This window comes from Microvirga pakistanensis (genome assembly GCF_004458765.1).
In the GTDB taxonomy this organism is placed as follows: domain Bacteria; phylum Pseudomonadota; class Alphaproteobacteria; order Rhizobiales; family Beijerinckiaceae; genus Microvirga; species Microvirga pakistanensis.
This window is the reverse complement of the sequence record NZ_SPJX01000710.1, coordinates 67,434-93,767: the sequence shown is the minus strand read 5'-3', so window position 1 is coordinate 93,767 and position 26,334 is coordinate 67,434. Positions and strand designations below refer to the sequence as shown.

General features: G+C 63.5%; 8 protein-coding genes. 5 read left to right on the top strand and 3 right to left on the bottom strand.

Annotated elements, in window-relative coordinates; translation table 11 throughout:
* Positions 1 to 98 precede the first annotated feature (98 nt).
* A complete protein-coding gene (locus E4K09_RS27180) occupies positions 99 to 3,617 on the bottom strand; it encodes a DUF3427 domain-containing protein (protein WP_134500732.1) in 3,519 nt (1,172 codons plus the stop codon).
* A gap of 370 nt (positions 3,618 to 3,987) precedes the next feature.
* On the opposite strand from E4K09_RS27180, the gene E4K09_RS27175 reads away from it, so the two are divergent.
* The 3 genes from E4K09_RS27175 (at position 3,988) to E4K09_RS27165 (ending at position 7,748) form a co-directional block, all read left to right on the top strand.
* Positions 3,988 to 4,509, top strand: a complete 522-nt coding sequence (locus tag E4K09_RS27175) for a hypothetical protein (protein WP_134500731.1) — start codon at positions 3,988 to 3,990, stop codon at positions 4,507 to 4,509.
* A 761-nt stretch (positions 4,510 to 5,270) separates the two neighbouring features.
* On the top strand, positions 5,271 to 6,671 hold the full coding sequence (repC, locus tag E4K09_RS27170; RefSeq protein WP_342211373.1) for a plasmid replication protein RepC: 1,401 nt from the start codon (positions 5,271 to 5,273) through the stop codon (positions 6,669 to 6,671).
* Between the two features lie 33 nt (positions 6,672 to 6,704).
* Positions 6,705 to 7,748, top strand: a complete 1,044-nt coding sequence (locus tag E4K09_RS27165) for an LLM class flavin-dependent oxidoreductase (RefSeq protein WP_134500729.1) — start codon at positions 6,705 to 6,707, stop codon at positions 7,746 to 7,748.
* A gap of 1,976 nt (positions 7,749 to 9,724) precedes the next feature.
* On the opposite strand, the gene E4K09_RS27160 is transcribed toward E4K09_RS27165, so the two are convergent.
* The gene (locus E4K09_RS27160; RefSeq protein ID WP_134500728.1) at positions 9,725 to 10,393 is read right to left on the bottom strand and encodes a M23 family metallopeptidase; all 669 of its coding nucleotides are present in this window, start codon (positions 10,391 to 10,393) and stop codon (positions 9,725 to 9,727) included.
* A 424-nt stretch (positions 10,394 to 10,817) separates the two neighbouring features.
* The gene (locus E4K09_RS27155) at positions 10,818 to 11,045 is read right to left on the bottom strand and encodes a hypothetical protein (protein WP_134500727.1); all 228 of its coding nucleotides are present in this window, start codon (positions 11,043 to 11,045) and stop codon (positions 10,818 to 10,820) included.
* A 269-nt stretch (positions 11,046 to 11,314) separates the two neighbouring features.
* On the opposite strand from E4K09_RS27155, the gene E4K09_RS27150 reads away from it, so the two are divergent.
* Together E4K09_RS27150 and E4K09_RS27145 are read left to right on the top strand one after the other, a co-directional pair.
* Entirely contained in the window at positions 11,315 to 20,779 is a 9,465-nt protein-coding gene (locus E4K09_RS27150) for a hypothetical protein (protein WP_134500726.1), read from the top strand.
* Entirely contained in the window at positions 20,779 to 26,331 is a 5,553-nt protein-coding gene (locus tag E4K09_RS27145; RefSeq protein ID WP_134500725.1) for a hypothetical protein, read from the top strand. The genes E4K09_RS27150 and E4K09_RS27145 overlap by 1 nt, the downstream gene beginning before the upstream one ends.
* The last annotated feature ends 3 nt before the right edge of the window (positions 26,332 to 26,334 follow it).

Sequence of the window (26,334 nt, the reverse complement as noted above, 5' to 3'; positions counted from 1 at the left end):
GGGACTTTGCGTCCGAGCGTAAACATCGCTGATCAACAGAGACTGACCTTTTGCTGAGCATTCAAATGCCATGCTGATTCCTGGTTCGAAGAGCAGGTCTATTTGAGAGCAAACAAGTTTGAAATTCGTGATGGAACTGGCTCCCGAAGCCGCCAGGTGACGGTAATAGGCCTATCGCCAGTCCAGGACACGAAGTCTACTTCGCCACAGTACGTGAAAGGTGTCGGTTTCGAACCGGTCTTCTTTGTTCGCCGCACCAGCAAATGCACATGGATCCCCATCTCTTTGTGATTTTTAATCATCTGACCATGTTTTGACATCTGGGTTGTTCGATTCTGACTTTGCCAGGAAAACTCGACATCCGAGATGAAGCGGTCGGCATACTGGTGCTCGCCCATCATGCCGTCTTTTTCCAATGTCACCAGGAGGAACAGATGCGGGGACTTGGGAACGAAGCCAGCATTCCACGTCGCCTGATCGAAGCTGAGGCCGAAGGCTGCTGGGATAGCTTCGCGCGAGTAGCGCTCCCAAAGCTTTAGTCCTTCGCCCACTTGGCCGGCCGTTCCCATCGGTTCCATCACCCAGCCAATGTCTCGCAAGCCTAGACGGACACGATCACCCCTTCCAGGGAGTCCAGCATCACCGCCAAACCACCTCCGGAGGATCTCTGGCAGTTGGTTGGTAGGATCCCCGGCCGAACGCACGACGTTTATCGCAATCTTGGCAACAGTCGCCACCATGGGCTGACCGTCGACCGAGATCTCTAATTGTCCCTCTTCCAAGGCGCGTGACCCAGATGTGGAAGGCAAGAAAAGGATAGGGTTCTCGGCGGCGTTCCGGGCGACCCGGCACACAAGGTCTGCACGGGAGTCGTTGCTACGGGACAGATACTGTCCCAGGCGCCAATCGACAACCTCCCTGAGGAGGCGCCCGAGCGCAGGAGGGTCAACAACGTCGAATCCGAAACCAAACTGGTTGCCATCAAGGCGGAAGTAGGGAATGCCGCCGGTTCCGCGGGCGTTCAAAAATGCGTTGATCGGGTTCTTGAGTAGGAGGTCCTTGAGCGCTTTCTCGTCGGACAGGTTGACCGAGAAGTCCTCCTGGAGTTTGTGTATGCGGGACGCGATGTTCGCGACGCGCCGTGTGAGAACATCTAGCGAAGAGTGAACTTGGAGATCATCCCCGTCCAACAGGGCCAACAAGAGGACGATTTTGTAGCTGCGTGTGGCTTCCGTCTTCTCAAGGCTCGTCAGAAAATCCTGGTGGGCCGCCCACACTGCGCGTTCGCCATCATCAAAGCCACGCATACGATCAACAAACCTGAGCCAGGACCTCTCACTGTTGCTTCGCGGGTTCAGGCCCGCGTGAAAGGTCTCTACGGCTGTTGGCCGGGTCCCATGTCGCTCCTCGAACTCTCGGTAGAAGGACTCGAGAGCGTTCTCGGTGCCAGTCGGCTTAAGAAGCTGCCTGAGGATCTCAACCGCAGTCAGGTCGTATGTCACCTCGCAACCAAGCGGCAGGCTGATGCTTTCCGAGATCAGCCCCTCTAGAACTTCTCTGAGCCGGCCACTTGTCTCGGCATCTCGGTTCGCGAGAGCGGCGATCGCTCTGAGCTTCATCAAGAAGGCACGGTGATTCCCGATATAGTCGATGACTGTCAGGTGGTCCTTGCCGTCAGACTTACGGAGGCCACGCCCGAGTTGCTGCATCCAAATGATCGTCGACTCAGTCGGTCGCAGCATCAGCACAGTATCGATGCTTGGAACATCGACACCCTCATTGAACATGTCGACGGCAAAGATGATATCAAGTTCGCCGGCCTCAAGCTTGCTCAGCGAAGTTGCCCGAGGAGAGGAGTTCGGGCCGGAATGAACGGCAACAGCCCGAATTCCCTCCCGGACAAAAAAATCCTCCATAAAATCAGCATGAGTCTGCGAGCAGCAAAAGGCGATACACCGCTGGCCGCCTAGCTTTCGAAACTGTTCGACGATATTCCGCGCCCGGGCTTCCGTTGCGACCGCTGCCGTCAGCTCAGTCAGATCAAACTGAGCGTTCCGCCACGGAATATTGCGATAGTCTACCTCATCCGGAATGCCGTAATAATGAAACGGACAGAGGTGGCCGCCCTTGATCCCCTCGTGGATTCCGGCCTGGAAGACAAGGTTCTCCTGGCACAGCCCTAGAAGGTCGGCACCGTCTGTTCGCTCAGGAGTGGCGGTCAGGCCTAGAAGGAACTTTGGCTGGAAGTGATCGATCGCGCGACGATAGGTGCCCGCGGCGGCGTGGTGAAACTCGTCGATAACGATGTAATCGAATTCGTGCGGCTGGAACCGGGAGAGATGGTTCACGCGACCCAGCGTCTGGATGGACGCGAATAGGAGATCAGCGTCGGTATCTTGGTGTTCACCTGAAAGCCGTCCAATCCGAGCATTTGGACGAACGCGCCGGAACGTCGCGATGGCCTGGTTCAGGATCTCCTCGCGATGGGCAACAAATAAGATCCGGTGAAACTCGGCTCGATTGCTGTCGAAGGCAGCGAGCCAGGTTTTGCCCAAGCCTGTGGCGAGAACGACCAAGCCAGCCGTGAAACCATCCTCACGGGTCTGCTCCAGAGCAGTGAGCGCTGTGCGCTGGATCAAATGAGGTTCAGGAGGGGCGAGCGGTGCCTCAAAGGCGACCCCTGCCTCCTGGAGGCCCGGGATACCGCGACGCTGTTCGTACAGGTCGATCCAGTCTGGAGTTACCGGTACCGAAGCATGGTCGTCGAATAGCTCCTCAAAGCCGCCCCGAATTTCCGAAAAACCGAGCGTGTCATGGCTTGAGACGACCTTGTAGTTCCATTCGATAGACGTGGTCAGGGCAGCTTCCGAAAGATTGGAACTGCCAACGAAGGCGACGCCATCGCTGTCAGTCAAGAAGACATAAGACTTGAGATGAAATCCTCTTGAGGCTGTCTCGTAGACGCGAAGTGTGAGGTCGCCCTCCAGATCGGCCAATCGACGAAGCGCGACTGGCTCCGTCACATTAAGATAGTCGCCGACAAGGATCCGAGCGCGACCGCCCCGCACCAGGAAGTCCTTCAGATGCTCAACAATGAGCCTAGCGCCACTGTCTAGCAGGAAGGCCACGGCAATATCGCACACAGTGGCCTGATCCATATGGACGAGGAGGTGAGGCAGGAAGTGGTCTTCACCACCAGTCACAAGCCGCTGCTGCTCTACGCGGGAGGACGCCTGGGGTGAAAGATAATTTGCCTTGCTCGGGATCACATGCCGGATCCCACCACGGGGATCCGGGACGTCGTCCAGGTATCGGGGGATCACGTGAAGATGGAAATGAAAGACGGTTTGACCGGCCGCCTCCCCGAAATTGAAGCCGACATTAAAGCCGTCTGGTGAGTGGAGGCGCTTTATCGCCTCAATGCCTTTGTCGACGGATTGCCAGACAGCGTTCTTCTCGACGTCGTCAAGGTCGCCCCAGGTTGCCGCATGCCGCCGCGGGACAATAAGGAGGTGCCCGGGCGATACTGGGAAAGCGTCCCAGATGGCAACAACATATTCATCGGAGAAGGCGATTCGGCCGATCTCGACGGTACAGAAGGGGCATGCATTCGTCATAGAGGGAGGTACACGATCCTTCGGCCGTCTCAAGCGGGGCTGAGTATTGCTGGATCAAGGGGCTCAGCCTAGGGATCTAGTGTGTTTTCCACATGTCCCGCATCTATATTGGTGCAACTCCGATCATAGACGGCTCCGACCAAACATCATGTGAGCCGGATCGCCAACACCAATAAAGGGCTGACGATTCCGGGATCTGTAGTGCCGTGGCTCCTCCTGAAAGATCCGACGCTCTTGAGTGAGCGATTCCGTTTTAAGGAACATCCGGCCTTCCTGCGATCCAATTGACCGTGTTGTTCCTGACAATTGACAGCCGGGGTGGCAGGAGATCACCATTCGAGGGTGGGGGCACGCCACAAGGATGGCTGCCATGGACAACTTCGACCACATTCTGAATTGGAAGCTGAAACAGGGCTCGCATACGTTCCCTGGCCAGGACGGCGGAACCTGCATCAACGAAGCCGCCCTCGTCGCGGGTTTCCCATACCGTCCCGTCCGGTCCGTGCAAGACATGCCGGACTGCTTCTCGCGCCCGATCTGTGCGCTGGCGATGCAACTGAACGATGAGGCCACTGATGAGGAGCGGCAGCATCTGCTACCCTTCGTGACCCGTCTAGCCTGCGCCGACACACCGGAGGTTGAGCGCAAACGGGAACTCTATATCTCCTCCCGATTGAGATACCATCTCCCGTTCCGAGCGCGGCTTGATATCCTCGAAGGTGCGCTCGCTGTTGGACGCCAGGCTGACTTGCTGGAGCCGGAGGAGGTGAGGACACGCATGACTGTCGTTCAGCAGAACGCTGCAACACCTACCTCGGTGGCTGACCATCCCATGTTCGCCAAAATCAAGAGCTGGTTCGGCTCGGCCAAGAACACAGAGCCTGTGAGCTGACTGTACGACCCCTCCGAGAGGCGCGGGAGAAGAGACTGGGATGTGGGATTGTCCCGCATCCTGGGTCAGAAGGTTCTAAAATGGAGTGCCCTTAGCTCATGCGCCAGGAGCAGGCCTCTTGGATCATGGGGCTTTAGAGTTATACGACGATATTCAAAAGTAGTCTCTTGTCGTTGAGCTGAGTAGCACAGAAGTTATCTGGCAATACAGAGTCTATCTGAATCTATCTTTGTCAGAACTTGGAAATAGCTTGAGTCTTAAATGGTCGAAATGCGGTAAATCCACTGCAACGTGACTGGATGCATCCGAGCGCTCGACTCATTCTGACTCAGCTTTTCAGTGGAAATCACAATCAAGATTAATCGATTCTTACAGAGCGACTCCACATGTAACACCGAATCGGTTCATCTCTCATGTGTTGCGAGAGAGTGGGGTACCCAACGTCCGATAGCTTAAGGCAGCAAGATCATCAGTGCTTCCGAGAGGTCCCTCGCCAGACGGACTTCCGGAAGATCGTTGTGTTGGTGCTTGAAGAAGCCGGTAGCGAGATCAGTGCCGGCACAAGAGAGCGCGTCGGTCTCATCGGACTGCGATCATCCCCGACCTCGCAACACTCTTCGAACGGGAGAAGACAACCGTGAACTAAGGCTAGGCAAAGCAAAAGGCCCACGAAGCTGGAAACTTCGAGGGCCTTTGGAGTCACCGAGGGATCGGCGACAGGAATGGTGTAGCAACCTCCTTATGCCATCCCGACAAGCTGCATGTCAAGAACATCGGTTTCGGTGAACGCTCCCGCTTTGCCCTCACATTGGAGGGACGCGATGCAACTCGCATCGTCTGGAGGCCGGCGGCTGAGACATGCTGCTCTGGCTGCGAGGAAGTTTGCGCTCAAACCTGGGCGCACTGTTACACGAAAGGAGCTTTCAGCCTCTGCTCGTGATGCTGAAAGGGCGCTCCGTCTGAGCGCGCCGCAACGACTGGTCTTGAGCCAGCTCGTCGTCTGTTGGGGCGAACACCACATCAATAGGCTTCTCGTCTGGCCGTCCAACCAGCGGCTGACGGCGGCCACCGGACTGTCGGAGCGATCGATCCGCAATGCCATCCGGGCTCTGATCGAGCTTCAAGTGCTCATCCCGAAGGACTCCCCAAACGGCAAGCGCTATGCCGTTCGGGATGAGAAGGGGGCTGTTATCGATGCGTTCGGCTTCGATCTGACGCCGCTCTATGCACGCCGAGGCGAGTGGGCCGCCGCCACCGCCGAGCAACAGCAGCGAAAGGAACTTCTAAAGCGCTCCTTTGACGAGATCACGGTCTGCCGTCGTGCCACTGAAGCGGCTTTGAGTGCACTGGCGCAGTACTACCCCGCTGTTGATCGTGCTGCTCTTGAGAGCCGCCTCAGTACACTGAAAGCTCGCACCCCAAAACGCTCCGGGGCGACACTCCCGGCCGGGCTCGTCGAGGTCTGGAACGAGATCAGACAGCTCGCTGAAGAATCCTTCTATCAGGCAAGCTGTGACGGCACGACATGCCGACACATTGAGGCAGAGAATGAATCCTTGAGTGAGACTTGTCACAATGGTCACCAGGATGACACGGAGCTTGCTGCTCAAAGCGCTTTACTCACTCAGCTGCCGCTACCAGCTTTGATCGTCGAAGCGTGTCCTGTGATCTCTGATTGTGCTCATCCGATCCGAGATGTTGTCGATCTTGTTTCGGCCGGACGGTTCCTTCGAGCCTCCTTGGGAGCCCACCCAAGCGCCTGGACTGAAGCTATGGAGGCCATCGGAGCCATCCATGCTGCAACAGCCGTGATCTACGTCCTGCAACTCTATGACGACGATGTCTCAAGCGGCAAACACAGCATCCTAAATCCTGGCGGGTACTTCCGGACTATCATTCGCCTCGTTAAGAGCGGCGAAATCGACCTTCAGACTGAGCTGCTTGCCTTGCGGAGACACAAGCTTGCTCAAGGGAACAAAATCGGTCGGCCGGGGAGTGAAGTATGTTGTGGCCCGCGTCGAAAGACTTGGGTGCATGAGGTACCCTCCCAAGGAAGCCGGCAGCAGCCAGCCGTAAACCGTGTCTGGTGCACGGGGCATCGGAAGGGCACTGTGGGGTTGCCATTTGAAGGGCAGCTGATGGCTGTGACGTCGGGACTATGACTAGGGCAAAGGCCTTATGGGAGGCCCATTCTTATGGAACTTGGACTCTACACCTTCGGCGACGTGGGCACCGATCCGGTGACGGGACGCCAGGTTGGCCCGGCGGAGCGCCTCCGCAACCTGGTGGAAGAGATTGTCCTGGCCGACCAGGCGGGACTGGATGTGTTTGGTCTCGGCGAGCATCACCGGCCCGACTATGCCGTTTCAGCGCCTGCTGTGGCGCTGGCAGCCGCAGCGACCCAGACAAGACGCATTCGGCTGACAAGCGCCGTGACGGTGCTCAGCTCCGATGACCCAATCCGTGTGTTTCAGCAGTTCGCCACCCTCGACAATCTCAGCCAGGGCAGAGCCGAGATCATGGCCGGCCGCGGCTCCTTCATCGAGTCTTTTCCGCTCTTCGGCTACGACCTTGATGATTACGACACGCTCTTTGCCGAGAAGCTGCAACTCCTGATGCAGCTCAACGAAAGCGAGCAGGTCAGCTGGCCTGGCGGGAAACATACTCCCCCGATCACAGGCCGTGGCGTCTATCCGCGGCCCTATCAGGAGAAACTGCCGATCTGGATCGCGGTCGGCGGGACCCCGCAGTCCCTTGCTCGTGCCGGGGTGCTCAATCTGCCATTGGCGCTCGCCATCATCGGGGGAGAGCCAGCGCGCTTTGCACCCCTGTTCGACCTCTATCGGCAGGCGGCCCAGCGCGCAGGCCACGATCCGGCAGCCCTAAAGACATCGATCAACGTGCACGGCTTTGTCGCCACCACTACGCAAGAGGCTGCCGACACCTTCTATGCCCCACAGGCGGAGGTGATGAACCGGATTGGGCGGGAACGCGGCTGGCCGCCGACCAGCCGTGCGCAGTTCGACGTGGCACGGGGACCACGTGGCGCACTCTTCGTCGGAAGCCCTGCGGAGGTGACAGACAAGATCCTAGCGGTGCATGAGATCTTCCGGTTCGACCGCTTCCTGATTCAGATGGCCATTGGCGTGATGGACCACATCAAGCTGATGAAGGCGATTGAAATCTTCGGAACGAGGGTGGCGCCGGAGGTGCGAAAGGCGCTCCGATCACAATGGTAGACGGTATGAACGGATTTCTGAGGAATGGCAGGAGGCAATCGTTGGCGACCGCACTCCCGCGAAGATCATTTGCCGTTGCCTCTTACGGCACGCACCGCGGCATCACTTTAGCGAATAATCAACCCGTCACGCAGGATACTGACCCACTTTAGAAAACGGAATATTTGGTAGAGTCTCCCGATATTCCGGGTCGCGAGCTGCCCCGTGCTTGCAATCTAAGGCTCAAACAGAGACTCTTTGAGAGCGAAGCGCAAATCTGAGCTGTTGCGGGCCTTGTGCATCAGGAACGGAGAATCACGTCGCCGCGCGGTGAGCCGTGCCTGGCCGCGGTGCTTAGCTCATGCCGCCAGCCTGCACGTTTATGAAGATCGAGTGCCACATCGTGCGGATGTCGGTACACGTTTCCTGCCCCGAAGGAGAGGACGTAGGTATCACCTATTGCCGAAGGTCGGGGAACGGACACAACCCCTCCAGAGAACAATGCTCCATGGTGGGTTGCAACTAAGTAGTCGGGGTTCAGCGAACGTCCCCCTATTCGCGCAGCACTGTAATCCGCATCCCCCACCAGCAAGGCTGTCCGACCGCGCCTCAGGTTCACTTGAACAGCGAGCCCCGAGTTGTTCTGATCACCGTAGGGGCCTGAGCAGGAGCTCAGTATCCCAAACGATGTTTGCGCGTGCCCGCTTGTCCACACATGCAGGTTGTTCTTGGCCGCCAAGATATGTGCGAGGCGAGCCGCGCCTGGACCAAGCTTTTGTCTGGGCACGACCCAGGGCCGCTCCAGCAGAGCCGGAAACCTAAGAGCAGCATGGAGGTGATCCCAGTCCCAATGAGAAAGGACGACAGGAGCCCCCTCGCTCATATGAAAAGCCAACTCCGGCGGGGCGGTGTGCCGATTGAAGGATATCGGGAGACCAACATCGTAGAAGAAAATTGCCTTACCCGATGCGTCTCTAACTTGGTTGAAACTCGCTTGGCCGACATCGAACACAACGATATCCGAGGCTGGACGCGATCCAGATAGCTGCCGTAGAACCGTGGAGGGCGAAGATTGGTTGGCAATTGAGGTCAGGCTGCACGCGTTCGAGATGGAAGATGGGAGCCGTTTTGTCAGAACGACTGCCGCTCCCAAACTGGACGGAAGCGGGCCGTCAGCCTCATCATCTACCAGGAAATCAATCGAAGTCGTGTGGCCGGTCGAGTAGGTCGTATACCCCGATCCGGTTAGCCCAGCGTACCAAGTCGGTATTCCGATCCTGGGACGTCGAGTGGTGGGACTGCCTTTTGGAGCAAGCTTAAACTCGAACCAGTCTCCGATCCGAGGTGTTCGACCGGAGACGTTCTCGAAATGGTTCAACGTGGTCACGACGCGGATCAGTCCAAACTTGGACGTAGCCTCTCCGTTCTCAATGGCTTTGGCCACAGCAACGTCTTTGCCATCATGCGGCTTGCCCACCGCGTCGAACTCAAATGAAAGCCGCCTATGGGGTGCCGAGCTCAGAGCATCGATTCGGCTCAACCGTGCTAGGAAGCTCCCGTCCGGGAACTCCCCGGAGGTGTAAAAATCTGGCAGGAAGAAGAAGAAAAAGAAGAAGACACGCCCCCGGATTGATTGCGCGTCGCCAACGAACTGGCGGCCACTAGGCGATACTTGATGGATGCGCCTTGCCGCATTCTTAGATCAACCTGGAGCGATGGACAAGCATCACTCCCTCCAGTTGCATGAATGCTGTGGAATCACGGGTTGATTTCACTGAGGATCTGCCTCCCGCGTCGGCTCATCCCTTCGTGATCGGGGTCACGACCGGGCTTCCGATGAGGAACATCTTTCCGTTCTTTGGCGCTAACATTGATGCAGCGCCTGCCGCCTGTCCAACACGCACCTACCTATCACCGCTGACCTCCCGCTACTTTCCGAGACAGATTGTTTCATACTTCGCACGGTCACAGTCGCCTACTCCGGACATAGGTCAAATCTACTTAAGACAACCAGCTACGTTTGTGAGGATGAGCTCCGGGTCCTTGATACCGAGATCGAGGTTGTCTCCCGGGAAGATCTCTTTGGCTAGTTCCAACCAATCGTTCCCGTTTTTCACAGCGCTCCCGATGGGCTTGTCGACATCGGCGAGTCCCATCTGGGCGGCTCGAATGACAGCGAAGTGGAGATGCGCGCTGAGACCTTTTTCCTTCAGGCAGACACCGTTGCCAGTAAAACCAACCGTGCCGATCAGGTCGCCCGCCTTTACACAGGCGCCTTTCTTCGCCTTGACCTCATTCAAGTGACCGTAGACCGAATAGTCGCCATCCTCGTGGTCGATGATGACAGCAGCACCCATTTTCCCGAAGTTGGCATCGGCGACGGCAATCTTGCCGGGTTTTGTCGCCAGCACATCGGTCTTCTCAGCGGCGTTCATGTCGAGCGCGTTATGATAGCGGTTCCCCTCGCGTCCCGCCCGAAATGAGCCGCCGCCGTTTGGCGCGCAGGCGTCACTAGGCCTGATCTTGGCTCCGCTCTTCACCGGGCACACGAAAGTGTTCTTGAACTTACCCATGTCGTCCAGGGTCGCGCATGCCTGTGCGAATGCTGCGCTTGATATGGCCGCCAGTGGCGCTGCGATCACCAGTGTGCGGAGCAGTTGCGGCATCGGTCATTCCTCCCTAGTCTCTCGGCTCATCAGTGTAGAAGTTGCGACTTTGTTGGATGGTCTAGCACTCCAGTGTTGGATGGAGTGTCCGCCGCGAAGGAGGCGTTCGGCCCAGGCCGCGCCGCTGTCCAAGTATCTCGGCAGTGCATTACGGATTCTTGACAGATCGCAAAGACTCTGGGTTTAGGGGGGCGCTGTTCCGGCAGGCGACGACTTTCTCCAAAGGCGGGAGCGTTCCTTCGACTAAGATCTCGACGCGGCGCGAGAACGGTCGGTTCTCTGCTTGTCCGGGCGCATCCTCCGCCCCCAAACCCTTGTAATCAGTCAGCCGGGCACGACGCTGTGACAAGAGTAGATTTTCATTCCGCACGCCGGTCCGATCCGCCAAGCCCTTGATCATCATGCTTACCTCGGGCACCTCATGTCATGCCGCTCCCCTGATGTCGCGTTCGAACGGGGCCAGTATCTCTTCGCTTCCACTTGCGAAGAAAGCGAAGAACATTCGCAGCCGAGCCACGAGCGTGGCATCGAGTCCCTTGGTGTCAGCAGGCTGTTCGATGATCAAGTCGTTGCTTGCATCCGGTGGTGGCGCGGGCAACAAGTTTCTAGGTAAGTTGTTTGCGGGATCATCGCCTTCAACAGAATGGGGCATGAGAAATACCCTTCCAAATGCAGCGATAGGCAATGGTAGCCTGTATTAGCCATTGTGCTTTGGATGAGGCGCCGTCGCCTTTGGACAAGCGAACGTAGGTGCCTTCCGCGCTTTCATTGAGCCGTTATCCTCCGTGTCAAAGGTGAAACTCACACAGAATATTGTCAAGCTAAACTTATACTGTCATGGTGTCTGCTGCTTGGAACGACAAGACGGTGGCAGCAATCGTCCCGCCAAGGCGCTCCGACCGCAACCAGAAGGGGGCGACGATGACGGCCGACGGCGGTCCCACCATCACGCGCAGGTCCTTGCTCGTTGGCAGTTCCGCGGTCGCGACGGTAACGGCGGTTCCGATCGCTGCTGCGGAAGCGGCCAAAGACCTCTTCGTCGAGACTAGCTACGACGGAGACCGCCTCACGACCGTTCTCCTGCGGCTTGGGCCGCCCAACGCTCCCGAAGGCGCTTCGGTCCGGCTGCACGCCGACGACTTCGATCCGCTTCCGAAGGATCCGGTGAACGGCAGGCCATTTCTCCAATTGCGCGGTCTGGTGCGAAGGGCAGAGGACAACGCGGTCGACTGCAAAGCTCGCCTCGTCATCGACGTTGTTGGCGCCGACCTCTTCAACCTGCGCGCCGGCAACGACGGCCGCCGGCCCTACTACCGCTTCGAGGTCTGGGCCGATCCCTGCCCCGCCGGCAAGGAGCATCAAGCTCCGCACCCCTGGTTCATCCGCCTCACCACAAATGTTTGGCGCAACCCCGGAGGCTCGCCAGGGCTCGACTTCCCCGAGCGACATGTCTCGGGCGACAAGAGGGCTCGGCTGGACCATTTCGCGGCAGGGCTGCAGGGACTCGAGTTGGTGGTCGCCGGGAACTGGGTGCAGGCGACGCTGTCCGCGGTGCTGGCCAAGCCCATCAAAGCAAAGGGGCTGTTTCTCGCCGAGTTGCGGCAGGAACGCGTGCCCGGCGTCGACAGCCCCGGCGTTGCGCCGGAGCCCTCGCTGCTTTGGACCGTGCACCGGCATGCGAACTCGAGCGCGACGCTGTTCGACGGCTTGGTCCAGTTCAGCGTGGTCCGCTTCGGCTGGCTGACCCGAAAAGACGTTGCGAGAGAAAAACCGCGCTTCCACATCGCGTTCGGCAGCGATCGCTATGCGCCGCCGGACGATATCGTCACCCTCGCCATAAAACAGTTCGCCGGATCCCCCGCTAACAAGACCATTCTCACGGTACCCTCCACCGCCGTCACGGTGAAGAGCCAGGTGCGCGCCACGCCGGAGGCCGACAGCGGCCGCCGCGCGGTCACGGTCGCGTTCGGAGGTCAGATCGGGGCGTTGCTCCATGCCGGCACCGAGCATCTCGCCGCGCTCGACATCGAGGCCCGTCTGCCGCCCGGCCCTGGCAAATCAGCGACCGCGGCCACAGCGGCGGCGCGAACGCCGGCGCAGGTGGCGGCCGCGGCAAGACAGGCGGCAGAAGAAGCCGCAGCGCCGAGGTTTCTCCTCAGGGATCTCAGCGGGAGGTGGGAGCTCGTGTTGGCGGGGGTGGTCAAGGCCGGGCCTATTGGGGGCCAGCCGATCGCCACCGTTGTCGAGTCCGTCGAGGATCCACTAAAGGACGTGCTGCCGCCGCCTCCCGGCGACGATCCGCTCGCCAGGCTTGTGACGCGCGCGTGGGGGCCACTGCGGCTTCTGACGGATGCGCAAGACGGAAATGCCGGCCCGCCGGTGCCCGATCGGGACGTGCGCCTCGATGCGGTGCTCGGCGAGCGCACCGTGAACGCGTTCTCCCTGCGCGCGCGATTGGCCGGACTGCCCTTCAGGCTGGGCGACGATCCCACCGGGGTGTGCGAGATCGTGCGGCGCGCACCGCAGCGCCAGCGCCAGATCGACGGCGAGATCGTTCTAGCCTTGCAGGGGCTCCCCGTCGCGGGTTTCGACAAGCTCATCTCAGTCGATGTGGAGGCGCTCGCCAAAGCCGGTGCGCTGCAGCAGCACGGGGTGATCGAGATCGACGGCCCGCGCGCGCCTGCAAAAGGCGGGGCGGCAGCGGCGGCGGACGTCCCGCTCGACGATTTCGAGGTCAAGGTTCGGCGCGCGTTCGATCACACCGTGCTCGACGTCAGGTTCGCCAACATGCGCCTGCGCGCAGGGCTTGATGTCGGAGAGCCGCAGTTGCGGCCTGACCCCGTGCCCGACCCGGCCGACACGCTACCTGTCGACAAGGCCAAATTGCCGGTGGTGATGGCGGTGTTTGCTCCGCAACACGTCGCTGAGCAGGCTTATCTCAGGACCGAGAACCCGGGTGTCTCGCCGCCCGACATTCCTTGGCTGCAGCTTGCGGCCGACCACGACAAGGTCGCCACCGTTGATACGGTCCGGAAGAACTTCGCTGCGCTTCGAACCGGGACGCGTCACGACAAGGCGAACGTCCGCCGCGAGTTGCGCCGGTACGCTGCCGCCTGGCTGGCTGAGGTGCAAAAGAAGGCGCCTGGGCCCGACATTGAAGAGCTTCTGGTTGGGCTTGGGACCTTCGATACGTTCGCCAAGGATTTCGACGCGAGGGCAGCTGGGCAGCGCCGCCTTCCCGACGACCAGAAGATCTATATCGGCTCCAAGGATCTCGACCCTGACGCGAGCGCGCTCGCTTGGAACGTGCTGCGCGCCCAGAGCGGTGGGCAGGAGGCCGCCTCCGCCCGCTTCAAGGGCCGCCTGTTCGGCGTCGAAGCGTGGCGTCCTGACGGGAAGTGGTCCCCACCGGAGAAAACTTCGAACAATCGACTGGTCAGGGAGGCGTTCGAGCGGTTTGCTACCCCCGACCCCACGGTGCGCGCCGCCTTCGAGCGGATCGCCGGCGAGCTGAAGACAACCGTTCTTGAGATCCAGGGGGACAACGCACGGATCGCACAGGAACGCCTGACGGAGGTCAAGGAACGGGTCGCTTTCGACTATAAGGCGTTTCGCGATTTCTGGCGCGAGAGGGCGCTCCGCTCGGACCATGCGGCGGTGAGGGAGAAGGCCGGCGAGTTCATCTCGACCTGGTGGGCGAACGATCTCGCCGGCGACGCGAAAACGTTCGCGGACCGCGTATTCGCCGAATACACCGAGCTGTCAGGCGAAGGGCGGGATCCGTTCAAGACGCGGACGCGGGCACGGCTCGCCGGCTCCTCGCGGCTCGCGTTCAGCTGGATCGATCCCGGCACGCGTGCTCCCGCATCACCGCGCCCGTTCGCGCTGGAAACGTTGCTCGACTGGCGTAAGCGCGAGGCGATGACGCCGCTGCGCGCACGCGTCCTGCGCCAGCGCGAACCGGATGGCACCCTCGCACGGTTTCAGGACGACGCGGAGATGCTGCGCCTCCAGGGGTTCGCGCCGCGCGATCTCGGCACCGTGGCGACTCATACGAGCGAACTCTACACCCACGCCGCCCTGGCGCCGCGGCCCGACGAGAGCGTGATAGAGCTGCCGTTCCGCCTCCAGCTCGCGGCGGCGCAGGACGCAACTTGGGTACAGAGGCAACCCGTCGCCCCGGGCGTCGCTACCGGCGAGGAGCCGTTGGGGGTTCCCCTTCCCCAGTCGGTCCCGATCTGGTCGGCGAACCTGTCACCCGACCATCCGCCAGCGTTGCTGCGCGCGGTTTGGTCGGACGACTTCCGTCCCGCGACCTTCCTGCGCAGGCTGGCGAGCCGGCTGTCGCCTGGCGACGACGCCGTCAGCGCAGCGAGTGTCGCCACGGTGTACGACCCGCCGCCGCGCGGCGCCCGGGCGCCGTGGGCGCTTCCGAGTCTCCAACTCGTCGATGGCAAGGTGGTGGAAAAGCCAGTCACAGCGTCCGACGCAGTCGAGCCGTCGTTCCGCGGCTCGATGGATGCGTTCGACCGGGACCAACTGGTGAAGCTGTCGTCCGTGCACGGCATGCGCACGAGCGGCGCGGCGAACCCGACGCAGCCGGACGAACTTCGCAAAGACTCATCGGTGTTCGCCCCGCCGCCGAGGTACGCGCTGATTGATCTTGAGCTGGAGGAGACGACCAAGCAGGCGGCGAGCGCGATCTACAGGCCGAAGGCGCTCGACTTCCGCGAGCTGCGCCTCACCTCCCTCGGAGGCACGCTGGACCTCGACACTGCGTTCCAGCCGCCCGCGGCCGCCCGCACGCGCGCGCGAGACCCTATCTACGAGGCGTTGGTGCTGCAGCGCTGGCGCCACCGAGCGGTCATCGGTCGCGACATTCACGTCGAACTGGTGTACAAGGGATATCTGTTCCCCTTCGGCTCAAGGGCAACGCTCACGAAGATCACGGAACGACGCTACGACGGGCGGCCTGAAATCGGCACCACGGGGCGCGGCCCGACGGCCTATCTCGTCCAACGCTTCTTCATCCGCTGCTCTGAGCCGATCAAGGAGTCCTATGACGGGCAACCGGACGACGGCCGCGGCTGGCCGTGCCGAACGCTCACCATCTGCACGGAGAAGACGCCCGACCTCCTTGATCCGCTGGAGGGACCATCAGACAGCCGTGGCGGACCACCGGTAGTGTCCGCCAGCGGGCGCATTGCGGTTCCGGGCGGGCGCGGGCTCGCGTTCTGGCCGCGCACCGCTCCGCACGAAGGCGGCAATGTCACCTTCGAGTTTCGCATTGATGCAGCGCCGCAGAGGCTGCGAATGCCGCTCATCTTCGTGGACGCGGTCGCGGCCGACGACAGGGACACCGTCGCGCATCTGGCGGCTTACTACAACGATCTCCCGGGCGGCATCGCCACGGAGACATGGAACCCCGAATTCGATCCTTCGAGCCCTCGCGTGTGCGTGCACGGTGGGGCGGCGCGGCGCTACGCCAAGGAGATCAGCGAGGGAGACACTACCTACGAAACGCTGGCCTGGACGATCGGCGTTGAGGGCCGCCCCGGCCTGCAGCCGGGGGTAGCGCCGCCCTCGCAGGACACGGCAGCAGTGTGCGCCTGCACGGAGAACGGAGCACCTGCTGCCTGCGGCGTTGCCGCCGACAAGCCGTTCTTGGAGCAGCGCGGCATCGCGATCGGGAAGCGGCGCGAGAACTTCGACTTCGCCCCGATCCTGCGGCAGAGCGACCAACCCCCATTCTACCCGTTCATCCAGTTCGCGGTGCTGCGGCTAGACAGGATCGCGCGCCTCGTCGGCGAACGCACGGGCAACACCTGCGTCGCCGCTTTCGACAGCGCGTACCTGCGCAGCGGGCTTCCCGAGCGGAGTGCCGAGGCGCGGCTGACCGATGAGCGCGCGCGCCGCATGGAGGCCGTTCTCAACGTCCTCACGCCGACGCGCCTCGACGCGGGCAACCGCGGCGACCGGGTCGGCGGGATCGGCAGGCCTGCAGGCTGGCTCGCCTTGCTGAGCCGGCGCAACGGCCCGATGACGCTGAAGGCGCCGCTTCGACACGCGAAGCCTGCTGCGCCGCCCGAGTTCAGCTGCGCCCTACTCACGCCGCCGGTGCAGATCGCAGCCCTGGCCCCGCAGCTCCCCTGGTGGAAGACCCCTGTCGGCGACGGGATCGAGCCGGCCCAGTTCGTGCCGCCGGAGGCCGGCGGAAACGAGATCAAGCAACTGATCGAGCTCATCCTCGGCAACGACGATTGCCTCCTGTTTGGCGTGATCAAGTTGAGCGAAGTCATCAGCACCGCGGTCAGCGCTGCCGACATCGCCCCGCTGATCCGGGAGACGATGGAGTACGGCGCTGCGGCGCGCAGAAGCGTCGATGAGGCCATCGCGTTCATCCGCGAGGAGGTGATCGCGCGGCTGCGGACTCTGGCCGCCGACATCGAGACAGCATTCAACGAAGCCAACGTCTCGATCGCAGGCAAGGCGCTCGAGCTCTCGAACGTCTATCCGGCCGTAGCGAGCGCCATCACCGCGCTGCGCCTCGCACTGCAGGCGGTGGAGGGCGAGGCGAACGCGGAAGCGGCGCTGAAGCTGGTGACGCGGATTCCGACGGCGGGCCGCAACCTCGTGGAGGCGCTCGACGCCGTCGCGCGCGACCCGATCTCGCCGCTGAAGCTGGAGCTGAGTCGCTTGTTCAGCGATGAGCTCGGCGATGTCACCCGCTTCCTCGTCTGGGTCGAGCAGTTACGCGCCTTCGCCGCCGCCGACCTCGCTGAAATCGCGGCCCGCGTGATCCTGGGTGAGATCAGGCAAGAGCTACGCAAGCGCCTTGGGACCGCCAATCAGCCCGTCGACCTCGACGCTGCGGCGGCGATCGTGGACACCGTGGTTCCGTTCCTGTCGAACGGGGAAGCACCAAGTGTGACTGATGCCGCGCGCCGCACGGTCGCGCGGATCCTGCGCAGCGCGGTCGATGAGGCCTTCGCGAACGGCGACGACCTACAGGCCGTTCTGCTCAACCTCGACCGGTTCGACGTTGCCGCCGCCACGCGGGCAGCGGCGCGAACCGAGCTCGCCGGCATCGCCGCCGATGGCTGGGACGAGGTTCTCGACGACGTTGACAAGCAGGTCGCTACGGTCGCGACTTTGAAAAGCCTCGACGCCGAGATCAGGCGCCTGACGGCCCGGATCGACGAGTTGAACGGGCTGATTCCGACGAGCGAGGAACTGCGCCAGACCTACACGGAGCTGAAGCGCCAAGCGGAGCGGCAGCTGGCAAAGGCGCTCGATGAGCTCGCGAGCAACCTGTTCGGGTTGAGCTTGGACGACCTGCGCGCAACGAGCGGGCGCATTCGTCTGGCGCACGAGACCTTGGGTGGAGGCGCGCCGCTGGAAGCGAAGGTGGGCGCCGCGTTCGACCTCGCCAAGGAGCTCGACCGGCTGATCCTCGACGGCGCCTTCGCCGCTGAGCTCGACGCGCTCACCCCCGCGGTGCTGGAGAAGGCGATCCGCGCTGCCGCGAACCTCCTTGCCGTGGGGATCGAGGTTGCCGCGTTCCTCACCCGGGACGCTGCACCGGGCGGAGGCACGATCGCCGCACCCGCCGCCCTGCTCGAGGCGATCGACGCTGCGAGCGCGCAGATCGGGAGGCTCGACGCTCAGGCGGGCAGCGGCACCGCAGCCACCGTCGACGCTGCAGTTGAGGCCGTAAACGACGCGTTCGGGTCGACAGCAGCCGGGAACGCTGCGTTCCGCTTCGCGCCCTTGGTCGAATTCCTTGCCGACGTGCTTCGCGCCGAGCGCGATTTCGTCGATGATTTCGGCAGCGGATCCTCCAACGCCTTGAACGCGGTCAAGACAGGGCTCGCCCTGGTCCGCGGAACGGTTGTCGCCGGCTTCCGCCGCTTCGCCGCAACCGTTGGCCGCGCCGACGTCGCCGCGCGCGACCTCGCGGCAAAGGCCGCCGCCGCTCGCGCCAGCCTCGCGGCCGTGCAGGCCACACCCACTTTGGCCAACCTCAACGCCCTGGTCGACGCCTACCCGCATGAGGCGGTCCTGGGTGTCCTCGCGGTTTGGCCACAGATCGCGCAAGACGTCTTCGCCATCGCGAGCGACTGCGCTGGCGCGGTCGCGACGGCGTCGAAAAGTGTCGCCGACGGCATCACAGCCGCGACGGAGGCGCAGAAGGCGGCGCTCCAAACCCTCGCGGGCCGGATCGACGTGGCTGCCGCGCGCTTCGAAGTCGCGGCGCTGGCGGCCGCACAGGCAGAGCTTGCTGCGAGCACGAGCAATGCCCTCGCCACCGCGCAGGCCACCGCGCGCAACCTGATCGAGAGCGTCGCGCCGAATGGTATCCTCGGCGCCGAGCTGGCCCTTTTCCGCCCGGCTTACGACATCCTCCAGGCGCGTTTCTTGAGGACGCTCGGCGAGCTCACCGCCGATAGCATCGCGGCTAAGACGGCCGCCCTGAATGAGGCTCAAGCCAAGCTCGAGCGGGAGATTAACGCGGTTGCCGCGGCGACCACCCTGGACGCCAAGCTGGCTGCCGCAGACACCCTTCGCGGGTCTCTGCAAAGCTCCTTCGCCGAACTGAGAAAGGCCGTCATCACCACGGTCGACGTGATCAAGGACGGCGGTGCGGTGCGCTCCGCCGTGTACGCGGACGCGGCGCGGGCCGTGGCCGCGCTGCAGGCCGCCATGCGCAAGGAGGCAGGTAGGCAGGCGATTGAGGCCCGCAACTGGTTGATCACAGGGGTGTTCGGGCAAGGCCGCCTCGGCGAACTCGTCTCCGTTTACCGCAGGGTTGTCAACGCCCGCGCCAGCGCGCTCGACGTGCTGTCCGGCGCCGATGGGAATCTCTCAGATACCGGCCGCCAGCTCGCGCGGACGCTGCAACTCGTCGGGCTGGCCGGGAACGACTTTGACCCGCGCTTCCTGTTTGTCGCGGTGCGCGGCCCGGAGCGGCCGAGCGATCAGGTCGCGAAAGAGAAAGGCGAACTCCTCGCCGCTAATCCCAAGAGACCTCAGGACGCTCTCGCCTCGGAGGAAAACGCGATCGCCCTGCTCAACTCCGCCGGGCAGCCCGTAGCCAAGCTCGCCCTGCTGCGCGGTCTGCTCAATGAATGGCAGGGGACCACCGGTTTCGCGGTGGCGCAGATCGCGGACAACGTGGGCGATGTTGTCGCCTCGCTGGCACGGGCGAATGTCTCGGCGCTCGTCGACTTCAACGCAGTACGCAACCTCATCGCGCAGGAACTCAAACGGATCGTTCCGACCCGCGTGCGCACAGAGATGACCTTCGACGCGCCCATCGACAAGTTCCTCGACATCTTCGTCCCGATCCCTATCGGGGCTGGCGAGTCGGGCCGTTTCATCGCCACCTCCGTAAATATTGTCGACTTCGGCCCGACGCTCGACGGGGAGGCGCCACGGGTGGAGGCGGCGGCTCAGGCGGAGCTGTCGCCTTTCGAAATACACCTCCTCGGTGGCTTCGATGCGCTCACCCTGGTCTTCTCCGCGGCGCGTATGTCGTGGACGGCGGGAAGCGACCCGAAGTTCGACATCGACTTCGTCGATTTCAGAATCGGTAAGGAGCTCGAGTTCGTCGAGGAGCTGGCTGCTTCGCTCACAGGCAGCGGCGGGGGCGCCTACGTCCGCCGCGCACCAGGTATGGTCGGGATTGAGGCCGGCTACGCGATCAACATTCCCGGCATCAATCTCGGCGGCGCGACGTTTATGAACGTCGGGCTGGCCGCGTCCGCAGTGCTGCCGTTCGAAAAGAAGCCGGCCGCGTTTCGCGCCTCGCTGTCATCGCGCGAAAGCCCGTTCATGATTATCGCCGGGATCTGGGGCGGTGGCGGCCACTTCGCGATCCAATCAGATGGGCGGCGGATCGTCGGCTTCGACGCGAGTTTCGTGTTCGGCGGCGGCGGCGCTGCGTCCTACGGGCCGCTCACCATCCAGGCGCGCATCTCGGTCGGCATCTTCATCAGCAAGGTCGGGAGCTACACCGAGATCTCCGGCGACTTTTTCGCCGGCGGGTCGGGCCACATTGCGATCTTCTCGATCTCCACCTCGCTGACGGTGACGATCGGGCAGGACGGCACCGGCGCGATGACCGGCTCCGCCGTGTTCCGCTATTCGTTCTCGGTTGGGTTCGCCAAGATCAGGTTCGCCATCACGGTGTGGAAGAAGGAAGGCAAGGGCTTCTCCACCGCCGGCAAGACGGCCGGCCTATGGGGCGCGCCCATCCTCCTCGCCCAGGCCGGCGGCGGTGCCATCGCCGGCCCTGCCCTCCGTCTCGACGTGCAAGGCCAGGACGAGAACTACGCGATCTGGCGCTCGTACTTCAGCTCCGCCCGCTCAGTGGGATATTTCTAATGGCACGCCACACGAACGCCACCGAATCAAAGCCGGCGAAGATGCCGCAATACTTCGCCAATGTGCTCGCACGCACCATCCCTTCCGGCACGGAAAACGGGAAGCTGAAACTCACCTTCGCGTTGCGCCCGGTAAAGCCGGCCACGCCGACGCAAGGAGCTGTTTCGCTTGCAGACTGGCCGTCGACCATTGAGACGCTGATGGGACGATGTCAAGTGGAGGTGAAGCTTGTCACCTTCCCCCTGTCCGGCCTGGCCACGCCCTGCAACGCAGGGGAGACGCTGATACTCAGCAGCGCTGCGGAGGGTGATCAACCACCAGCAATCAAGCCCTGGTCGAACAAGCGCGGCAAGCTCGACCACGCCGACGCGATGTGGCGCCGCCTGATGCCGGACAAGCCGGGCGACTTCAAGACGTTCGCGGACGCACTCCAGGCGTTCGAGAAAATCGCGTCGGACGAGCGGGTCGTGTGCCTCAGCGGCAAGGAGGGCGACGTTGCCCTCCTCACCAAGATGGCGCGCGCGCTGGAGTCTCTTCGCGTTGCGTTCGCCCCTGATCCCCAGGCAGAACGTGAGTTGCTTCGCGGCTTGGCCCTCAATGAGGCGAAGAAGTTCCTCGACGGGTCGGAGGTGCTCAAGACGCTTTATACCGAACTCGACGCGGGCGAGAATACGCCCGGGAAAAGCCAGTTGGAAAAGCCACCGAACAACATCACTATCACCAAGAGGAAGCGCAAGGCTGCGATCGAGCTCGGCTTCAGCGATGCGTCGGCGGAGTGCGGGGTGATGCAGAAGCTCGGCATGGCGCTCGCCAACGGTCTCGCCGAAGAGTGCGCAAAGGCGCTACGCGAGCGCAAGGGGCAGGAGAGCTGCGCGCCCGAGCACATGACCAAGGGCCTCCCGGCAATCTACAAGCGGCTGCTGGAACTGAGGATCCGCTTCTTGCTCGGCAGTGCGATCGGCGAGGAAGAATTCGCTCAGCTTGAGGCGAGCCAGTCGCGCACCAATCCAGACGAGACGGTGAGCCCGGGGACGGACTACAAACCGCCTCCGAGCACGGACGACTGGCACGTCGGCAGCGAGCCCGAAGGATACTCCGCGACCGCTCGACTGGTCGCGCTCGACGAGGCGCCAGACATCGGCCGCGTCATGCGTACGTTCTACGACGTCAGCGTCGACTTCGGGCCGATCGCGGCTGCGCTGGCGAGGGCCGGCAATGCCTCCGGGGTCGCCTATATGTTCGTCCGCCTCGCTCCGGCCGAGGGGCTCGCGCCGGGGGTGGAGGCCGCTGGAAGTCATACTCGCTGGACCCTCGCGAAGGCGACCTTCAGGGGGAGCGGTGGGACGGCGGTGCCGCTCCAGTTCCTGCCCGCCACGCGCGAGGAGCTTTGCCTCGTGGCGGGCACGCAGCAACCCGGCGACGACGACATCCTGGCGCAGCGCGACGGAGTGCTGCTCCTCGGCGGCACCACCGCGAACGGCGCGCCGCGCTTCGAGCTGGTGTCGGCCGACCTGCGTTCAGCCGCTCGCGATTTCGAGATGCGCGCGGACAGGATGATGACAGCCGTCCGCCCCGCCGTGGCGAAGCAGCCGCCGGCCACCGAGAGCCCCGACGACACCGCGGCCGGGGCGGAAGGATTCGCGCTCCGCTCGGGCGGCCTGTCAGTCGTGGCGTTCGGTTGCGCGTCGGAGCTTTCGCGGCGGGTGGGCGCGGCGCGGCAGAGCGCCAATGCGGCCTGTGACGACACCTATCTTGATGCCGACGACCTGCTCGTCGGGCGCATTCCGTTCCTTGGCCTCCCGCAGGGAACGCTGAGCGCCTGCGGCTCCATCGTCGTCGACAGCTACGCTTGGCGGCCTCTGACACGCAAGCGCGTCGCCTACGACGACCCGTTCCCCGGCGCGGATCTCGAGAGGACGATCAAAGGGCTCTACGGTGAGGGCAGTGATCGAGAACTGTCGCAGTCGACGGTCGACCGCTCCATGCCTCGCACGGCGAAGCTGACGACGGCGAGCGGGGTTAACGTGACCATCGCAGCGGCGGACGAGGCGGAGATCTCCTTCATCGGGGAGCCGATGGGGCTCGACACTACTGTTCGCGACAAGACCATCACGGCTGATGGCAGGATCGATATTCCGCTCGGCCGCCGCTTCGAGCTCCCGCAAAGCGTCGGCAAGAAGAAAAGCGAGGACAGCGAGCTCACCGGCGTGCTGCGCTTCGGCGCCTTCGGACGGGTCGGCTTCGCCGCCTACTATCTCGGGGGAGCGACACTGAGCGGGGCCGCGGCAAAGGAGGCGTTCGAGGCGATCCCCGCTGCTGCCGTGCCGCGCGGATGCGAGAAGGTGAAGGTTGCAGGCCGGCGCCACCTGCGCAGCGAGCCGGCCGAGGCGGTCGGCGTGCTGATGCCTAAGGAAGAGGCGGATCGGGAAGCTAACGCCTACCGCCGTTGGCGCACGGGAGGCACGGCGCGGCCGCCGCGCTTCGAGCCACAGACAACCTTCACCGTCGCCCTGCGCAGCACCGTCGCCGACATTGCGAGCGATCTGCGCCTCACGGATGTCGGTGAGAGGGACATCACGCGAGTAGTCGTTCCCCCCGTGCTGCCGCTGGCGATGGCCGAGAAGCACGCGGTTTTCGACGACGCGCCGCAGGACTGCTTCCCCTGCAAGCCGCCGAAGATCGAGGTCGTGGAGCGCATCCCGCGCTGGCGCGACGCTTACCATGAGCCGACCAAAGTGGCGCGACCCGTCGATGGCCTGCGCGGCATCCACGCCGACGCCGCATGGGGCGGCTTCCCGATCCTGCGCAGGGACAAGGAGAGCGCGGCAGATAGGATTGCAATCGGTGATGCCGCTTTTGACGACGGACGCACGTGGCTGGAAGAGGCCAAGGACTGGTCCAAGATGCTCGCAGAGGGCGAACGGAGGAAGCCGCCTGCCACCCGCGCTGGCGACGGCGTGTTCGCTCACTTGGCAACCAAGACGGTGGCGCAGGGCCGCACCGTCCCAATCTACCCCGACCCGATGGCGGAGGGCCTGGTCCTGCGGCTGCGCCGGCGCGGGGATCTCTCCCGCGATGCCGATGGCCCGGTGCTCGTCGTTCCGCTGGTGGAGGCGGAGCGCTATCCGGACGTCGTTCCCGTCGCCGTCACCGTGGAGAGAGCCCCCGTCGGCCCTAACGGCAGCCTACCCGCGAGCGCGATCGAACGGCGCGGCTACGTGATCGTGGAGGGTTGCCGCTGCATCAACGTGGTTGTGCGCCTTGCGCCAGGCGACCGGCGGGAGCTCGATCTGTGGCCGCTTCCGTCCGTGCGCACGATGGTCGCGTGGAGCGAGCTGATCGATACCGCGGCCACGATGTGGCTGGAGGGTGGGCTCGCAGGGGTCGAGGGGCTGGCGGAGCCGCCGGCCGACCCATGTCCCGAGCTCGCGCGGTGCGGCATCGCCGGCCACCGTGCCGCCGGCAAGCCCGTGCTGGATGCACTCGCCGAGCGCTTGCGCGAGGTGATGAAGTGCCGCCCGATTCCCCAGCTCGCACGCGTGCGCACGCTCACGGTGACGCATGCGACCACCCGGCCCGTGCTGCATCCCTTTCCCGAGCGCCTCGCGCTGCGCAGGGTCGGCACAGCGCTGCAGAAAGGTGGGCAGCAGTTGGGTGAAGCGATCGTGAGGCGCCCTCAGCCCCTGCCGCCAGAGTGGCAGGCGGGCGGCTCGCCGGAGGCCAACGCTGTTCCCGGCGGCACCTCCGTCGATCTAGCCGGATTCGTGCGTATCCACGTCCCATCCACAGAGGCCGTCGAGGTGGTGGTGTGCGGGATCGCTCCGCTCGGCGAGAAGATGGACGATCCAGACAGAAGGCGCACGCCCGCCGACGTGGTGTTGGGCGAGTACCCTCGACGGAGCCCGGCACCGGACGCGCCCCAGATCCCCGACAGCGAACTGTACGGCTTCAAGGTTTCGCGCTCGGGCGCGGTGACGTTTGCGCCGCGCGAGGCGCTGTGGGCGAAGTTCGGCAACATCGCCGCGCAGGCCGCGCGCGACGCGGCAATGGAGCCGACGGGGGAAGCGTTCCTCTCGCTCCACGCCCTGTTCGCCCGCCCGGAGGCAACCGCGCCAGCCTCGCCGGACGAGGTCACGGCGCAGATCGGGTCGCTCTTTACCGACACGGGCGCGCGCCGGGTCAGGGTGAAGATCCGCGCTGTGTCCAGCCACGCCACGAGCTTTGCGACGCGGCCTTTCGTCCGCAACGGGCTGTACCAGGCGAGCCATCCGCTCCCGGCGGAGGAGACTGTGCGGACGACCGAGTGGTCGGACCCGATCTGGATCCCCGCCTCCGACCGCCCCGCGAGCCCCGTCGCCGCGGCGGAGGCGCACCCCGCGATCAGCGAGCGCCAAGTGAAACCGCGCGGGCGCGGCCATACCGACACCGCCATCGCGGTGGAGCGGGTCAACGCGGTGCGTCTCTGGCTCGCCCGTCCCTGGTTCTCCTCCGGGGAAGGCGAGCGGCTCGGCATCGTTCTCTGGCCGCCGGTCAAGCGGCCAAAGAGGTTGTTCCGCCCCATCCCTGATGTTCGGCGTCCCAGCACGCAGGAGACCACCCCCGTGCTCCCGCGCGTCGACTATATGGTGCTCGACCGCTTTGCCGAAATCGACCTGCCCGGCGCCGGCCCATTCATCTCCCGCTGGGGCTCGGACCCGATCGAGATGTTCCCGATGACGGGGTGGCGCGACTGGCGCATACCCAACAGCGTGTTCGCGGACATGCCGCCCGCCGACACCGAGGACGCCCAGGACGTCGGTCCCTACGGCGCTCGTCTCGTCCAGAACGTGCCGATGCCCATCCCCGAAATGGACAGCAAGGATGACACGTCGCAAAAAGAGCGTGGCGACGGGAAGGACGAGAAGCCGAACTCGATCCAGCGTTACCTCAACGTCGACCTACTCACCTTCGCCCCGCGCTTCGATATCGACCGCGAGCAGTGGTTCGTCGATCTGACGCTCGATCCGGGCCCGATGATCGCGCCATTCGTCCGTCTCGGGGTCGTGCGCTACCAGGAGCACGCTCCTCGCGACCTACAGGTTTCGTATCCAGGAGATCCGTTCCAGTTCCAGATGCTGACCCGGCGCCAGACGACGGTGTGGGTGGAAGCGGATCGCAATGCCCCGGACCGCTCGATCGTGCGAGTGGAGATCTCCGGCCCGGCGAGCCCGGATCCCGAACCGGGTGCGATCGGGCTCATCGATCAAGCCGTCGTCACCCGCGTCCAGGTGCGTATCGTCGGGGTCGACCCGCAGACGGGGATCGTGCGGCTGCGCGCGCAATCGGTCGTCGCGCAGGACGCGTCGGGCGACTGCGCGTGCTGGAGAACCGGGTTCCGCGTGCCCAACACAGCACTGGATCCCAAACGTTTGACGCTGACGGTGTTCGTGGAGGAACGGTCGCACCGGCCTCCGACCGCGCGCACCGAGTTCGAGCGGGATTTCGGCGCCAGCAGCCCGCGTTACGTCACCGAGATCGGAGTGCCGCACCGCCTGGCCCCGCCAGCAAAATGAGGG

Excerpts from the sequence above, each read along its gene's own strand:
- E4K09_RS27155 (WP_134500727.1), bottom strand. The coding sequence starts at position 11,045 with ATGCCCCATTCTGTTGAAGGCGATGATCCCGCAAACAACTTACCTAGA.
- E4K09_RS27180 (WP_134500732.1), bottom strand. The coding sequence starts at position 3,617 with ATGACGAATGCATGCCCCTTCTGTACCGTCGAGATCGGCCGAATCGCC.
- E4K09_RS27160 (WP_134500728.1), bottom strand. The coding sequence starts at position 10,393 with ATGCCGCAACTGCTCCGCACACTGGTGATCGCAGCGCCACTGGCGGCC.
- E4K09_RS27150 (WP_134500726.1), top strand. The coding sequence starts at position 11,315 with ATGACGGCCGACGGCGGTCCCACCATCACGCGCAGGTCCTTGCTCGTT.
- E4K09_RS27175 (WP_134500731.1), top strand. The coding sequence starts at position 3,988 with ATGGACAACTTCGACCACATTCTGAATTGGAAGCTGAAACAGGGCTCG.
- repC (WP_342211373.1), top strand. The coding sequence starts at position 5,271 with ATGTCAAGAACATCGGTTTCGGTGAACGCTCCCGCTTTGCCCTCACAT.
- E4K09_RS27145 (WP_134500725.1), top strand. The coding sequence starts at position 20,779 with ATGGCACGCCACACGAACGCCACCGAATCAAAGCCGGCGAAGATGCCG.
- E4K09_RS27165 (WP_134500729.1), top strand. The coding sequence starts at position 6,705 with ATGGAACTTGGACTCTACACCTTCGGCGACGTGGGCACCGATCCGGTG.